The organism is Streptococcus sp. HMSC34B10 (genome assembly GCF_001839505.1).
Taxonomy (GTDB): domain Bacteria; phylum Bacillota; class Bacilli; order Lactobacillales; family Streptococcaceae; genus Streptococcus; species Streptococcus peroris.
Window position 1 is genome coordinate 74,641 of record NZ_KV841548.1, and the last position, 14,271, is coordinate 88,911.

The 14,271-nt window shown below is 39.8% G+C and carries 13 protein-coding genes; 1 reads left to right on the forward strand and 12 read right to left on the reverse strand.

Annotated elements, in window-relative coordinates:
- Positions 1-7 precede the first annotated feature (7 nt).
- The 4 genes from HMPREF3237_RS02310 to HMPREF3237_RS02325 form a co-directional block, all read right to left on the reverse strand.
- A complete protein-coding gene (locus HMPREF3237_RS02310) occupies positions 8-553 on the reverse strand; it encodes a DUF1697 domain-containing protein (RefSeq protein WP_070888697.1) in 546 nt (181 codons plus the stop codon).
- A 1-nt stretch (position 554) separates the two neighbouring features.
- Positions 555-1,766, reverse strand: a complete 1,212-nt coding sequence (locus HMPREF3237_RS02315) for a phosphopentomutase (protein WP_070888698.1) — start codon at positions 1,764-1,766, stop codon at positions 555-557.
- Between the two features lie 12 nt (positions 1,767-1,778).
- Positions 1,779-2,465 (reverse strand): ribose-5-phosphate isomerase RpiA, encoded by a 687-nt coding sequence (gene rpiA / locus HMPREF3237_RS02320; protein WP_070888699.1) that lies wholly within the window; start codon positions 2,463-2,465, stop codon positions 1,779-1,781.
- 103 nt (positions 2,466-2,568) lie between these two features.
- Positions 2,569-3,498: a peptidase U32 family protein gene (locus HMPREF3237_RS02325; RefSeq protein ID WP_070888700.1), complete on the reverse strand. Its 930-nt coding sequence runs from the start codon at positions 3,496-3,498 to the stop codon at positions 2,569-2,571.
- 140 nt (positions 3,499-3,638) lie between these two features.
- Here HMPREF3237_RS02325 and HMPREF3237_RS02330 point away from each other — a divergent pair, with 140 nt between their 5' ends.
- Positions 3,639-3,914 carry a DUF3270 family protein gene (locus tag HMPREF3237_RS02330; RefSeq protein ID WP_070888701.1) on the forward strand — a complete coding sequence of 92 codons (276 nt, stop codon included), beginning with the start codon at positions 3,639-3,641 and terminating at the stop codon, positions 3,912-3,914.
- A 27-nt stretch (positions 3,915-3,941) separates the two neighbouring features.
- Here the strand turns inward: HMPREF3237_RS02330 and HMPREF3237_RS02335 are convergent, their stop codons facing one another.
- From HMPREF3237_RS02335 to metG, 8 genes are all read right to left on the reverse strand, one after another.
- Positions 3,942-5,276, reverse strand: a complete 1,335-nt coding sequence (locus HMPREF3237_RS02335; protein ID WP_070888702.1) for a sensor histidine kinase — start codon at positions 5,274-5,276, stop codon at positions 3,942-3,944.
- A complete protein-coding gene (locus HMPREF3237_RS02340) occupies positions 5,266-5,940 on the reverse strand; it encodes a response regulator transcription factor (protein ID WP_006145784.1) in 675 nt (224 codons plus the stop codon). The genes HMPREF3237_RS02335 and HMPREF3237_RS02340 overlap by 11 nt, the downstream gene beginning before the upstream one ends.
- Before the next feature lie 114 nt (positions 5,941-6,054).
- The gene (locus tag HMPREF3237_RS02345; protein ID WP_070888703.1) at positions 6,055-8,601 is read right to left on the reverse strand and encodes a M1 family metallopeptidase; all 2,547 of its coding nucleotides are present in this window, start codon (positions 8,599-8,601) and stop codon (positions 6,055-6,057) included.
- Positions 8,602-8,726: 125 nt separating this feature from the next.
- Positions 8,727-9,167, reverse strand: a complete 441-nt coding sequence (locus HMPREF3237_RS02350) for an ASCH domain-containing protein (RefSeq protein ID WP_070888704.1) — start codon at positions 9,165-9,167, stop codon at positions 8,727-8,729.
- Positions 9,164-9,661 carry an NUDIX hydrolase gene (locus HMPREF3237_RS02355; RefSeq protein ID WP_070888705.1) on the reverse strand — a complete coding sequence of 166 codons (498 nt, stop codon included), beginning with the start codon at positions 9,659-9,661 and terminating at the stop codon, positions 9,164-9,166. Before HMPREF3237_RS02355 ends, HMPREF3237_RS02350 begins: the two co-directional genes overlap by 4 nt.
- A 172-nt stretch (positions 9,662-9,833) precedes the next feature.
- Positions 9,834-10,859, reverse strand: a complete 1,026-nt coding sequence (locus HMPREF3237_RS02360; RefSeq protein ID WP_070888706.1) for a DNA/RNA non-specific endonuclease — start codon at positions 10,857-10,859, stop codon at positions 9,834-9,836.
- A gap of 153 nt (positions 10,860-11,012) precedes the next feature.
- The gene (locus HMPREF3237_RS02365; protein ID WP_070888707.1) at positions 11,013-11,939 is read right to left on the reverse strand and encodes an aldo/keto reductase; all 927 of its coding nucleotides are present in this window, start codon (positions 11,937-11,939) and stop codon (positions 11,013-11,015) included.
- 102 nt (positions 11,940-12,041) lie between these two features.
- On the reverse strand, positions 12,042-14,039 hold the full coding sequence (gene metG, locus HMPREF3237_RS02370; protein WP_070888708.1) for a methionine--tRNA ligase: 1,998 nt from the start codon (positions 14,037-14,039) through the stop codon (positions 12,042-12,044).
- Positions 14,040-14,271: the final 232 nt, after the last annotated feature.

Sequence of the window (14,271 nt, forward strand, 5' to 3'; positions counted from 1 at the left end):
ATCTCCTTTATGATTTCCTTAAAAATTGGCCAATTTTGTCAAATGTATTGGCATTGCGAATGGTCAAAAGACGGTAATCCGGCATCTTGAGGACTTGTCTGTGGTAAGCGGTCTTTGTATAGGTCTCTTCTGAGTATTTACCCCAGTAGATTCCTAGATTTCCACGATGGATGATTTCATCACCGAGCGAAAAAGAAGAAACCAGCCCCCAGACAGCATCCTGATCGAGGCCTTCTGTGTAAAAGAGAACATCCTTGCGGGCCAGATCCTCCTGCCACCAGGCTGGTAGAGCAGCGAGATCTAGTGCATAGTCCTCAGCTGAAAAGAGAGAAAAACTCTGGATAAATGGATAGTATCTTTCAAAGAAAGTCTGTAAATTCTCTATTAATTTAGTTCTAGGCACAATGCTATCAAAGAAGATATTGCCACTATTGATGTAGGTCTCTACCCCATCCAACCCGATCGCTTGAAGCTCCTCTCGAAGCTCCGCCATCACGACCTTGTTTTTCCCGCCAACATTAATGCCTCTAACGAGTAGAGCGTAGCGAATCATCTTAAACTAATTTATCAAAGAAACTTTCACCAATCATGGCAGTTTCAACTCCAAAGTTCTCTGCAATGGTCGCAGAGATATCAGAAAAGTGGCCAACTGGAAGCACACCGTTACCCTTGAAGGATGGGCTATAAGCCAAGAATGGGATGTATTCACGCGTATGGTCTGTACCAGCGTAGGTTGGGTCATTACCATGGTCAGCCGTAATCATTAAGAGGTCATCTTCACGCATGGCAGTGATGATTTCTGGCAAGCGCTCATCAAACTCATGCAAGCAATCGCGGTAACCATGGGCATTGCGACGGTGTCCGTAAAGAGCATCAAAGTCTACCAAGTTGGTAAATGAGAAGCCTTCTTGGAACTCAGGAAGTCCCATGGTCTTAATCAAGGTATCCATACCGTGGCTATTTGATTTGTTGTGGCCCATATCGTGGTTGATACCAGCACCGTTGAATATATCATTGATCTTACCAATTGCATAGGTATCGATACCAGCTTCGTTCAATTTGTCCAAAACAGTCGGCGCAAATGGTGAAACAGCCAAGTCACGACGGTTGGCAGTACGTGTGAAGCTACCTGGTTCCCCAACATAAGGACGAGCAATGATCCGACCAAGAAGAGCCGGACGTTCCAAGGTGATGGAACGAGCATATTCACAAATACGGTAGAGTTCATCCAAAGGAATGATGTCTTCGTGGGCTGCAATTTGAAGAACAGGGTCTGCTGATGTATAGATGATCAACTCACCAGTTTCCATTTGACGTGGTCCAAAGTCATCGATAACAGCTGTACCAGAGTACGGTTTGTTAGCTTCACGGATAACCTTACGACCTGAAAAGTCTTCAATCTTCGTAATAATTTCTTCAGGGAAACCATTCCAGAAGGTATCAAAAGGTTCGGTGATGTTAAGTCCCATAATTTCCCAGTGACCAGTCATGGTATCTTTCCCAAGAGAAACCTCTTGCAATTTTGTTGCATAACCAGTTGGATTGCTTTCAGCAGGAACCGTCTTCAATGGTACTTCACGAGGAATATTTCCAAGCCCAATCTTCGCCATATTTGGTACATTCAAACCGACGGTTTTTGAAATATGTCCAAGTGTATCAGATGCTCCATCAGGAACTCCTGCATTGACAAAGTTATTAGCATCTGGTGCCGCACCGATTCCTACGGAATCCAAAACCACTAAATGAATACGATTAAATTTAGACATAAATGCCTCCTTCTATTTCTTTTCTTTTTTTGAAGTTAAAATTTGAATACCATTTTGTCCCGCTACGATAACCTTGTCTACCATTTGGTTAAACAAACCGTGCTCTACAACACCGACAATATGGTCTAACTCTTGCCCAAGGGCAATTGGATCATCAATACTACCTAAGTCCAAATCGATAATAAAATTTTTCATATCTGTCACAAAACGTTGACCGTCTTTTTCACGAAATGCCGGCTTGTATCCTACTCGTTCAAAATAGCGGAAAAGCAGTTCTGCACCATACTGAACCACTTCTACAGGTAATTTAAAAGCCCCTAGTTTTTCAACTAGTTTGCTTTCATCAACAACCCAGATGTATTCTTTGGACGGGGTTGCTACAACTTTCTCCATGAGAAGTGCACCACCACCACCTTTGATACCATTGTACTGGCCATCGACTTCATCCGCACCATCTACAGTTACATCAACTTCATTGACTTCATCAATAGATTTTAGCGGAATATTTAGGTCTTCAGCCTGTTTACTGGTCGAACTCGAAGTCGTTACAGCTGTAATTTGCAGGCCTTCTTCCTTGATGCGACGACCTATTTCTTCTACAAAATAATAGGCAGTGGAGCCTGTTCCAAGCCCGACAACCATTCCATCCTTGACAAACTCAGCCGCCTTGATACCTGCCAGCTTTTTCAGATTTTCCACTTATATACCTCCAAATAGAGCTTCTTTTATTATATCATGAATACGCTTCAAATTCATCCAAATATTGGAAAAACCCGAACATTTTATTTCGGGCTTAATCTTTTTATTTTACCATATCAGGGTCGTAGTCATAAAATCCGGTATCAAGGAAACGATTTTTAGGGTGTAATTTGTGGACTTCCTCATCCAACATAAAGGCCTGGTCATGTGTAAAGTGACCTTCTTGAATCAAGTTACGCGCTTGGATAAAGAGTTTTGCTATTTCTACAAAGTTTTGTCCTGGAGTGTAGAGACCTTCCAATTTCCAGTGAGTAAATCCATGTTCTACCAATTCTGTCAACTTGGTCATCAAATCAAGGTCATTGTTAGCAAAGATATGTGTCCCGTGATTATCTTCAAAAATTGAATAGTGACTATCTGGATCACTTGGCTCTGCTAAAAACAAATCACGTTGACGTGTTTTTTCATCATGAATATGAGTAAAATTATAGTAATTTTGCAATAGAGGTCTCTTAGAATGGTGGATAACACTAGCACCATAAACCAACATTTCTGCTGGAATTTCCAAAATTTCTGGCATTTTAAAGAGCTCAGCAGATGGGATTTCACGCGCCAAAACAGCTTCAGAAGCTCCTGCCTTTTGACCCCAGAAATTAATCTGACGACTACTTGTGACCATGGTTGAAGCGTCATAAATCGTTTTAAAACTATAACCATCACGGTTAACGACATAAAAGACACCTGCTTCCCCAACAGTAATGTAATCTGTTTTTATTTCTTCCAAAAAATCAAGGAAAGGCTTAATACGATCCATCTTATCTTGATGCATGAGTGCATTAACCGCTACGACTAACGTTTTACCTGCATCATGAACCAAATTGGCAATGGTTCTCAGTTCCTCATAACTAAAGGTCTTTGGCAAACGAAGACCAAAATCTTTCTCACCGACATAAATGCGGTCGACACCAGCTTCAAGTAGCTGTTTTACTTGTTCAATACTTTCAGCAGTTGCTGTAATAATAATCTTTTCCATAGGTAAGATTATACCATATTTCAAAAAAATCAGCTATTCTTGAGAAATGAAAAGGTATTTTATGCAATTTGTAACAATCCTGTAACAATTCTCTCTTCAAAAAAATGATAAAATAGTAATGTATTGTTAAGGAGAGAAACATGCCCGCAAGAAAACTGCACCCGTATGAGTTAGAACAAGAAAGAATTAAAACTACTCAGTTTCAAGATTATGTTACGGAGAATACTTCTGTTGCTAGTGTAAAAGAAGTTCTATTTTTTGTAAACATTGCTTGTTTCTGTGTCTTTTTAGCGATCTTTAGTTTTATGTTCTTAGCGCTAAAATTGAACACTGTTTTATCCTTTGCTTTAGCAATTGGACTTAGCATTATCGTTTTGCAACTTCAACGAACGATTATCAAGAAAAAATTCAAATAAAAAACCTTCAATTTATCGAAGGTTTTTTTATTTATTCTTTCGTCTTGATGGTGTTGAGATAGCTATCTTGACTTCAAAAATTGTTCCGTTAGGTTTGTTGTCTTTCACACTGATAGAGCCTTTTAAGGCATCGACGATCTGCTTAGCTAAAGACAAGCCTAAACCGAAACCACCCTTTTGCCGTGTACGTGCCTTATCCACGCGATAAAAACGATCAAAGATTTTCTTTTTATCGGCTGCAGTTATACCGATCCCATTATCTGCTACCGTTAGATAGAGACTGCGTTCTGTCGTTGAAATCTCAAAATAAATATCTCCTTCTTCTTCTGTATACTTGACAGCATTGTCAAACAGAATAGTCATCAATTGCTTGAGGAGAAGTTTATCAGTAATAATTGTTCGATGAATACGATTCTCGAAACGAAAAACACGATTATTCTCGGATGCAATCATTTCAAAGTTGGTAAAGGTTGCGTTAAAGAAGTCTGGTTCTACTTCTGCAAGTTCAGGTTTAATTCCATCATCTCTACGTGCTAGATTGAGAAGATTCGTGGTTAGAAACCTCATATTTCTGACTTCTTCCAGACTTGAAGCAATGCTCTCGCTTGACTCCATAATGGTAGCTTCTGGTTTTCTAAAAAGAGTTTCCAGACGATTTTGCAGAACAGCTAAAGGAGTACGTAGCTCATGACTAGCATTTTCCACAAAACTCTTCTGTTTTTGAATGCTTTCCATTAAAGGTTTAACACTGACACGTGCAAGATAGAGACTAGCTAAGATAGATAGAATCCAAAAGCTCGCCATAACTACCACAATTAGCTGTTCGTGATTTTGACTAATCTGTTCTAGCTGACTCGTATTTATCAGGACAGCAGCATACTTAATGTTAGTCGAAACTGTATCAATGTTCATCTCTGTCAAAACAGCACGGTAAACCTCATCTTGGCCATAGCTATTTATTACATGAAGCTGGCGTATATGGTTTAAATCCTTTTTATTGAATGTTATTTTATCTAACCCTAAAAAGCGATTCCCAGTCACCAATTGATTGAGATTCGAATCCAATAAAATAACTTCCGTATTGGAACTGATTGTAACCTTTTTGTCCGAATTAGAAGTGACATCTCCTCCGTTTAAATCCTTTAGGTTCTCTGATGCACGATTCACTGCTAACTGAATAACATTCTGAGGATTATTACTGAGTGCCAAAAGCTTCTCATCCACTGATGTATAAAGACTGGAGTGCATAACTTGGAGAATAATCAAGGTCATAGCAGAGAAAATCAGCGTGAATACTCCAAAGTTTCGGATAAAGTAGCTGAAATCTTCTGCATACCAATTATTTTTAATTTTATTGAACATGTTTTAAAATATACCCAACACTTCTTAAGGTTTGGAGGTTTTCAGCAAAGTCTGATCCCTTTAATTTCTTACGGACTTTTGAAACGTAAACTTCAACAACCGATATAGTGGTGTCACTGTCAAATCCCCACAAGCGGTCAAAAATTTGGGTCTTAGGTAAAATGACATTTTGATTTTGGAGGAAATAAACTAATAATTCGAATTCTTTTCCGAGTAGCTCCACCACCGTGCCGTCAACTCGAACTTCATTGGTAGAAAGATTGACAGTCAAATCACCATAGGAAAGAGTATTTTCATTAAACTTACCTGAGCGTTTGAGAAGGGCTTGAATCCGCATCTTGAGCTCTTCCAAGTAGAATGGCTTAGTCAGATAATCATCCGCACCGAGTTCAAATCCGTGTCCCTTATCATCAATACTTTCCTTGGCAGTCATGATGAGGACTGGTGTCGATACTCCCTTTTCACGTAATTCTTTCAAGACTTGGAAACCATTTTTTTCGGGCAACATCAAGTCTAAAAGAATCAAGTCATAAACGCCACTCTCTGCTTCATAAAGACCTTCTTCTCCATCAAAAACCTGCATGACATCCGCAAAATCATCTAAAAAATCAAATACAGAATTTGATAGACTTAAGTCATCTTCCACTAATAGAATCTTGATCATCAAAAATTCCTCCTTGCTAAGACTATTATAGCAAAATTATCTTAAAAAAAACTCAACTTTCCTTGTTTTACAAGGAGAAAGTTGAGTTTTACTTTTTTTTATAGGATCAATCTATTATGCCTTCGCATATTGAGCAATAACTGCTTCAACAGCTGCTTTTTCACGGTTAATCAAGTCTACGCGAGCTGCGATTTCCTTGATACCCATACCGATATTACGGCTCAAAGCAAGGTCAGATAATTGTGGTTCAAAGAAGGCCTTGTATTCAGCTAAACGTTCAGCTGTTTTAAAAGTACGTGCTGGAATAATGACAAAGCTATCAAAGCTCATATCTCCACCAAGAGCTGCCTTAATCCATTCCCAATTGTCACGCGCCCATGTCCAAACAGTTTCTTGAGTTGCTTCATGTCCTAAGAATTGAAGATACCAAGCAGAAAGGTCTTGAGGTTTCACCACAAATTTATCCTTCCAAGTTGCAATCAACATTTGGATATTGGCTTCATCTGTACTGTAAGCCAAGGCTGCTGCTAATTGACGTTTAAAGACAGCATCAGTCGCATGTGTGTATAGATCAAGGTAAGTTTCTACCAGTTCTTTACTTTCATGATGTTTGATTTCATTGATCAAAATCTGAGCTCGTGTCGCTGCTGGAAGGCTTGTAAGATTTTCCTTATGAGCTGCGAAAATTTGGCTCGCTGCTTGACTAGCTCCTTCGTCATTTGAACGAATCATCATTGATACAGCCATTTGACGAACCAACTCATCCTCATCTGCTTCACCTACTTTTGCTTCCAATCCTAGGCGTTCATAATTGTGACGGGATAATTTGGCAACAAGAGCTTTGAAATCATGCTCAGTTTGAGTGCCTTCGTCGATAAAGCGTTCAAGAGCAACAATCACTTGAGAAACTGCCGATACTACAAGGTAAGATTCTTCCTTAGCAAGTTGATCCACTACTGGAAGTAAATCTGCATAAGAAACCTGACCTGCTTCAGCTAACAAACGACGTTCTTGGACGATTTGAAGCTTACTTGTATTATCTAGTTTAGATAAGTCTGCTAGGACTGCATCAAGCAATTCACCTTGGTAATCTGTAATATAATGAGCAGTATTTTCAGTGTTAAGACGAAGAGCTGTTTTGTTTGCAGCAAGCAAAGCTGCGTAACCAGGAATTTCGATACTTTCAGTTTCAAGTGTATCTGGCAAGCCTTTCCAGTTACTATTAAGAGGTACTACCCAGAGACGATTCTTGTCTTCGTGTTCACCGATAAAGAATTGTTTTTGTGAAATCTTCAAAACATCATTTTCAACTTTGACAGTGAGAACTGGATAACCAGGTTGTTCCAACCAAGAATCCATAAAGGCTGCTACATCACGACCTGATGCTTGACCAAGAGCATTCCAAAGGTCACGACCAATGGTATTGCTATACTGATGTTTTTCAAAGTAGGCATGCAAGCCTTTGGCAAAATCAGCATCTCCTAACCAGCGACGAAGCATATGCATGAGACGGCTACCTTTCGCATAGACAATAGCACCGTCAAAAAGCGTATTGATTTCATCAGGATGCTTCACTTCAACGTGAACTGATTGAACACCATCTGTTGCATCACGTTTAAGAGCAGCTGGTACGCCACCTGTTTGGAAATCTTCAAAGATGTTCCAGCTTGGTTCAATCGCATTTACACAGACGTATTCCATCATATTGGCAAAGCTTTCATTGAGCCAAAGGTCATCCCACCATCTCATGGTTACAAGGTTACCAAACCATTGGTGAGCCAATTCGTGTGCTACAACAAGAGCAACTTGTTGGCGGCTAGCAACTGATGAATTTTCATCTACAATTAAGCAAACTTCGCGGTAGGTTACGAGACCCCAGTTTTCCATAGCTCCAGCAGAGAAGTCTGGAATTGCGATATGAAGAGATTGTGGAATTGGATATTTAACCCCATAATAATCTTCATAAAATTCGATGGCACGAACAGCGATATCCAAAGAAAAATCAAGGTTTGTTAGTGGATGCGCCTTGGTAGAGTATACTCCTACAAGCGTGCCATTTTTAGTGTGGGCAGTCACGCCTTGCAAATCACCTGCTACAAAAGCAAGCAAGTAAGAAGACATGCGAGGGGTTGTTGCAAACTTCCAGATACCTGTTTCCTTGCGGTTATCTACTTCGATTTCAGGCATATTTGACAAGGCTAACTCACCTTCAGCTTGGTCAAAACGAAGAGATAAATCAAAAGTTGCTTTTGCTTCTGGCTCATCCACACATGGGAAAGCTTCGCGAGCAAAATGGCTCTCAAACTGAGTTGATACGACTTCTTTCTTTTCACCATCAAGAGTGTAGTAAGATGGGTAAATACCAGTCATATTGTCAGTAATCTTCCCAGAAAAAGCAAGGGTCAACTCCACTTGACCAGCTTCAGCGAGTTCGATATGAAGGGCTTCATTCTCATGATCAACTGTAAATGGACGAGCTTGACCTGCTACTTCTACAGAAGCAATTTCCAAATTCTTTTGGTGAAGAGAAATTTTGTCGCTCTTAGCGTGCCCAGAGATTGTAACCTTACCTGAGAAAGTCTTTGACTCACGACTCAAATCTAAAAACAAATCATAATGTTCAGGTACAAATTGATGAATAAAATGTTCAACTGCTTGCATCATTTTCTCCTATTCTATTTTTCAGAGCTCATTGGCTCTTCTTTCAAACAATCCTATTTTATCATATTTTGAGCTAGAAAGAAGGATTGGGACGGTTTTTGCCCGATTTTCTTTCTAATTTTTAACTATAAGGGATAAACCTTGCGAAATTCTTCTAAAACCACCTTGCTGTCAGGTGTAAAAGTCAGTCCAATCTCGCTCATCCACTCGGTGAAAACCTCCTCATGAACCTGACGCCAATAGGCCAGAGATTTGTCGCCTTCACCTTCCTTATAGGCATGGTCGGCTGACACTTGATGGAATGGCTGAACGGAAACCTTTGTAATTTCAATAATGCAAACAGCTTGTTCCTTACTATCTAAAATAACATCAAAGGTCCCTTCTTGTGGAAGGGGTTCATCCTCTACTGCGTAAAGATCGTAGGCTGAAGTTGTTGCAGTCTTTTCACCTTTAAAGACCAGTTCCGCTAAAAGGTCTGGATCCACTCCAAAGGCCCAGGCATCTATCTCGTCTCCTATAGAGGGGTTGATTTTCTTGTAGGCATTCCACATTTCTTGAGGTGTCATTTGTTCTCCTTTTTTTCTTTTACCTTCCAATTTTTATAGCTTGTCATGTCTAAATCTGGAAATCCTCGTAACTCTGCCTTCACTTTTAATACTAAGGGTGAGGCATTTTCTTTGGTAATTTCTTCCAAATCCAACCAAACTGCCTTTGCTGAATCATTGCTTCCATCAATAACCTCCTGAGGAATCGACTTCTGAGAGCTCTCAAAATTGAGTGCGATATCATAAAAGGCCATGATATGATGCACTGCGAAGTTTTTCCCCTCTTCTTGAACCATCACATCATAAATTCTAGGATTTGAATAACTGCTAAGAGAATATCCTGTCTCTTCAAGAACTTCTCTCTTGAGAGTTTCAGTCAGTCCTTCACCTGGTTCTTGACTACCACCCGGTAAATCAAAACGATACTGATAAGGGCCTCTCGTTTTTTCAATGCAGAGTAACTTCCCATTTTCGAAGCAAATTCCGTATACACCAAAGTGTTTTTTGATTTCCATTTGATTCTCCTACTTCAAACTCCATCCAGTATGCTCGTATTTCTTATTTGCTTTCAGTCCTAGTAAAATTTCTTCTAATGTCATGATTTTCCCCTTTATAGTTCTCTTATTTTATTATAACAAAAAACCGTTTTACAACGGCTTTTTGACAATTATTTTTATGATTCCTAAATTACCACTGTAATCCAGCTTCTCGGATTTCTTTTTTAGAGGCAAACTTCCCATTTGATCGATGCCATCTTCCATTTTTATCTCTATAGTAACCACCTGAATTACTGCTGTGCGATTCTTCCGCTGGTGCTTCAGTTTCCTGTTTCGTCTGTTCTTCCTTTGCTTTTTGTTCTGCTTCTTTTTTAGCTTTTTCTTGTGTCTCTTTCTCTTCAGCCTCTTTCTTAGCTTTTTCCTCAGCTGCCTTTTGTTCAGCAGCACGTTCTTCAGCTGACTTAACCGTGTTCTTTGCAGTACCATCCGCATAGTTGATTTCGGCATTGGCTGAAATATTATCTAAGGCAACATGAGTTACGGAATACTGATCAATTTTTTCCTTATTGCTACCTAATTGAATCTCAAGTAACTTGCCATCCTGATCAATTCCGACGTACTGAAGTTCAATCTGTCTAGGAATCAATTCATCATCCTTATAAACTGCTGTTACCTTATAGTCAAGATAATAGTTGGGATGATTTGCAAGCCATGAATCTAGCCCATTTTCATAATAAAGCATGCTACTTTGATTCTTATCATCCGTTCCAGTAAAGGAACCTGTATTTAACCAGGCTGTCATAGGAACTAGATTGCGACCTTCATCGTTAAGTCCGCTAAATTGATAACCAACTAAATGACCACGATTCATTAACCATGCTTCCTTCGTACCATCACCATAGTAAAATTTATAGTTATGCCATCCAACTGGGTCAAACTTTAGCTTTGGTTCCCGTTTCTTTTTGGGCTCATCACTATCTTTCAATTGAATATGAGCATAAGTTGCGCGAGATTTCGTATCAAGTTCCCCGAGTTCCAGCTGCTTTTCGTTTTTAAAAGTAAGTAAACCAGCTTCCTTGTATAACTTTGTATTATCTTGCGTAGTCTGTTCAGTCGTTACAGGTTCAGCTACTTTCGCCTTTTCCTTATGTTTCGAGCAACCGACTGATGTCAATAGAGAGAGTAAAACAACAGAAGTCAAAACTATTTTTCTCATTCTAAATACTCCTACTTTATTAAAATATTTATTATATTGTTATTTTACACCATTTTATCATTTATAGTTTGTGTTTTCAAACAATTATATAAATTTTTTTAAACAAAAAGAGCGAGATAGAATCTCGTTCTTAATAAAATATTTCTTTAGTTTCTATGGCAAATCATTCCCTGCTGCGAGGTAAATCTCATACCATTCTTTTCGAGTTAGGTTGACATTACTTGCTTGGCTTGCTTCTATCAAATGTTTAGGGTTAGTTGTTCCTACTACTGCCTGCATCTTGGCTGGGTATCGCAACACCCAAGCGATAGCAATAGCTGAAGGACTCACACCGTATTTTAAGGCTAGTCGGTTTAGAACTTGATTCAGTTGTTGGAATTGCTCATTGCCGACAAAATTCCCTTTGAAATATCCGAACTGTAAGACTGACCAGGCCTGAATGACCATATCGTTTAGTTTGCAGTATTCAAAGATGCTTCCATCACGCAAAGCTGCCTTGTCACCTTCCATATTGACATGGAAACCTGATTCAAATCCTGGCGTAAAAGCTACGCTTAGTTGTAATTGATTGATAGATAAAGGTTGTTTGACCTCTTTCTTCAGTAATTCCATCATCATAGGATTTTGATTGGACACACCAAAGTCTCGAACCTTACCTGATTTGTGAAGGATATCGAAGGCCTCTGCAACTTGATCAACTTCCATCAAAGCATCTGGGCGATGGAGAAGCAAGCTATCTAGATAATCAACCTGCAATCTTTTTAGAATCCCGTCTACTGATTCTAGAATATACTCTTTTGAAAAATCAAAATAGGTAAATTCTTCTATGCGAATGCCACACTTGGACTGGATCCACATCTTTTCTCGCAGGTCAGGACGATTGTTTAACACTTGACCCAGTAATTCTTCGCAACGTCCACCACCATAGATATCTGCCAAGTCAAAGGCATTGATTCCTGCAGATAGGGCTGTTTCTACCAGCTCTTCAACTTCTTTGACCGATTTGTCATTGATTCGCATCATGCCTAGAACGATTTCGGACAATTCTCTTTTCTCTTGACCAAATGGAATGTACTTCATGGCAATTTCCTCCGTTTTCATTCATTATAAAGTAGAATGACACTTTTATCAACTACTTCCTTACAAAAGAAAAGAACCAGTTCAAACTGGTCCTTTTAAATCTTAGCCGATCACACTTCCATTTGGTACAGCTGGATCCACTGTGAGGAGGGTTAATTTACCTTCATGTTCAGCTGAGAGAATCATCCCTTGGCTGACATATTTTTTCATCATTTTACGTGGTTTGAGGTTGGCAACGATTTGTACTTTCTTGCCGACCAATTCTTGTTCGTTTGGATAGTATTTTGCAATTCCAGAAAGGATTTGACGGTCTTCACCATCTCCAGCATCCAAGCGGAATTGAAGCAACTTATCAGAACCTTCTACTTTAGAAACTTCTTTTACTTCAGCGACACGGATTTCAACCTTATCGAAGTCTTCAAACTTGATTTCTTCCTTGTTTAGTTTGAGTTCGACTTCATCTGGATTCCATTCTTTTTCGACGGCTGGCTTGTTACCTTCCATTTGTTCCTTAATATAGGCGATTTCTTCTTCCATATCAAGACGTGGGAAGATAGGTGTTCCTTTAGCAATTACTGTTACATTCGCAGGGAAATCAGCCAAACTCAAGTTCTCAAGGCTAGAAACTTCTGCGAGACCAAGTTGAGTCAAGACTGCACGACTGGTTTCCATCATAAATGGTTCAATCAAGTGGGCTACGACACGAAGGCTTGCTGCCAAGTGACTCATCACACTTGCCAATTGCTCACGAAGGGCTTCATCCTTAGCCAGTACCCATGGAGCTGTCTCATCGATGTATTTATTAGTACGTGAGATGAGGGTCCAGACTGCTTCAAGTGCACGTGGATAGTCAACTGCTTCCATGTAGGTATTGTAGTCAGCGATTGATTGTTCAGCTACTTGAGCAAGTTCATTGTCAAAGTCTGTCACACCTTCTACATAGGCAGGGATTTGACCATCAAAGTACTTATTAATCATTGAAACCGTACGGTTGAGGAGATTCCCAAGGTCATTGGCTAATTCATAGTTGATACGACCTACATAGTCTTCTGGAGTGAAGGTTCCGTCTGAACCGACTGGAAGGCTACGCATGAGGTAGTAACGAAGGGGATCAAGTCCGTAACGTTCTACCAACATTTCAGGGTAGATGACATTTCCTTTAGACTTAGACATCTTACCGTCTTTCATGACAAACCAACCATGGCCAATCAAACGTTCTGGCAATTTGATGTCGAGCATCATGAGAAGGATTGGCCAGTAGATGGAGTGAAAACGAAGGATGTCTTTTCCGACCATGTGGAAGACGGTTCCGTTCCAGAATTTGTCAAAGTTTTCATGATCTTCTTGGCCATAACCAAGAGCTGTCACATAGTTGAGAAGGGCATCAAACCAAACGTAGACAACGTGTCTAGGATTGGATGGAACTTGTACTCCCCAGGTAAAGGTTGTACGAGAAACTGCCAAATCTTCCAAGCCTGGCTCAATGAAGTTACGCAACATTTCATTAAGGCGACCATCTGGAGTGATGAAGTCAGGATGTGATTTGAAAAATTCGACCAAACGGTCTTGGTATTTGCTGAGGCGAAGGAAATAAGACTCTTCTGAAACCCACTCCACTTCGTGGCCCGATGGAGCGATACCGCCCGTTACATTTCCAGCTTCGTCACGGAAAACTTCCGCAAGCTGGCTTTCTGTAAAGAATTCCTCATCTGAAACTGAGTACCAGCCAGAGTATTCACCTAGGTAGATATCATCTTGAGCTAGCAAGCGTTCAAAAATTTGCGCTACCACTTTTTCATGGTAATCGTCTGTGGTACGGATAAATTTATCATATGAGATATCCAGTAATTGCCAGAGTTCTTTAACACCAACTGCCATGCCATCAACATAGGCTTGAGGAGTGATGCCAGCTTCTTCTGCTTTTTGTTGAATCTTTTGGCCATGCTCATCAAGACCAGTCAGATAAAAGACATCGTAGCCCATGAGGCGTTTGTAACGAGCTAGGACATCACAGGCGATAGTTGTGTAGGCAGAACCGATATGAAGTTTACCAGATGGATAGTAAATCGGCGTTGTAATATAAAAATTCTTTTCAGACATAATATTTCCTTTCCAGGCAAATGAAACCTGTTTTTATAACACCTCATTATACCATATTTTTAGTGATTTTCGAAATGGAAATCCTTACAAATCAAGATAAACCAGTGTCCATCTTATTCTTCCTATCTGTTAGCTATGATAGGCTACCACCTAGTGTGAATCACAAGGGCAGAATGATGTGTAACGACGATGATACTTTCCTACTTCACTTACTTCAAAAACAACTTGCAGA

Excerpts from the sequence above, each read along its gene's own strand:
- HMPREF3237_RS02310 (WP_070888697.1), bottom strand. The coding sequence starts at position 553 with ATGATTCGCTACGCTCTACTCGTTAGAGGCATTAATGTTGGCGGGAAA.
- HMPREF3237_RS02315 (WP_070888698.1), bottom strand. The coding sequence starts at position 1,766 with ATGTCTAAATTTAATCGTATTCATTTAGTGGTTTTGGATTCCGTAGGA.
- HMPREF3237_RS02325 (WP_070888700.1), bottom strand. The coding sequence starts at position 3,498 with ATGGAAAAGATTATTATTACAGCAACTGCTGAAAGTATTGAACAAGTA.
- HMPREF3237_RS02330 (WP_070888701.1), top strand. The coding sequence starts at position 3,639 with ATGCCCGCAAGAAAACTGCACCCGTATGAGTTAGAACAAGAAAGAATT.
- HMPREF3237_RS02335 (WP_070888702.1), bottom strand. The coding sequence starts at position 5,276 with ATGTTCAATAAAATTAAAAATAATTGGTATGCAGAAGATTTCAGCTAC.
- HMPREF3237_RS02340 (WP_006145784.1), bottom strand. The coding sequence starts at position 5,940 with ATGATCAAGATTCTATTAGTGGAAGATGACTTAAGTCTATCAAATTCT.
- HMPREF3237_RS02345 (WP_070888703.1), bottom strand. The coding sequence starts at position 8,601 with ATGCAAGCAGTTGAACATTTTATTCATCAATTTGTACCTGAACATTAT.
- HMPREF3237_RS02350 (WP_070888704.1), bottom strand. The coding sequence starts at position 9,167 with ATGACACCTCAAGAAATGTGGAATGCCTACAAGAAAATCAACCCCTCT.
- HMPREF3237_RS02355 (WP_070888705.1), bottom strand. The coding sequence starts at position 9,661 with ATGGAAATCAAAAAACACTTTGGTGTATACGGAATTTGCTTCGAAAAT.
- HMPREF3237_RS02360 (WP_070888706.1), bottom strand. The coding sequence starts at position 10,859 with ATGAGAAAAATAGTTTTGACTTCTGTTGTTTTACTCTCTCTATTGACA.
- HMPREF3237_RS02365 (WP_070888707.1), bottom strand. The coding sequence starts at position 11,939 with ATGAAGTACATTCCATTTGGTCAAGAGAAAAGAGAATTGTCCGAAATC.
- metG (WP_070888708.1), bottom strand. The coding sequence starts at position 14,039 with ATGTCTGAAAAGAATTTTTATATTACAACGCCGATTTACTATCCATCT.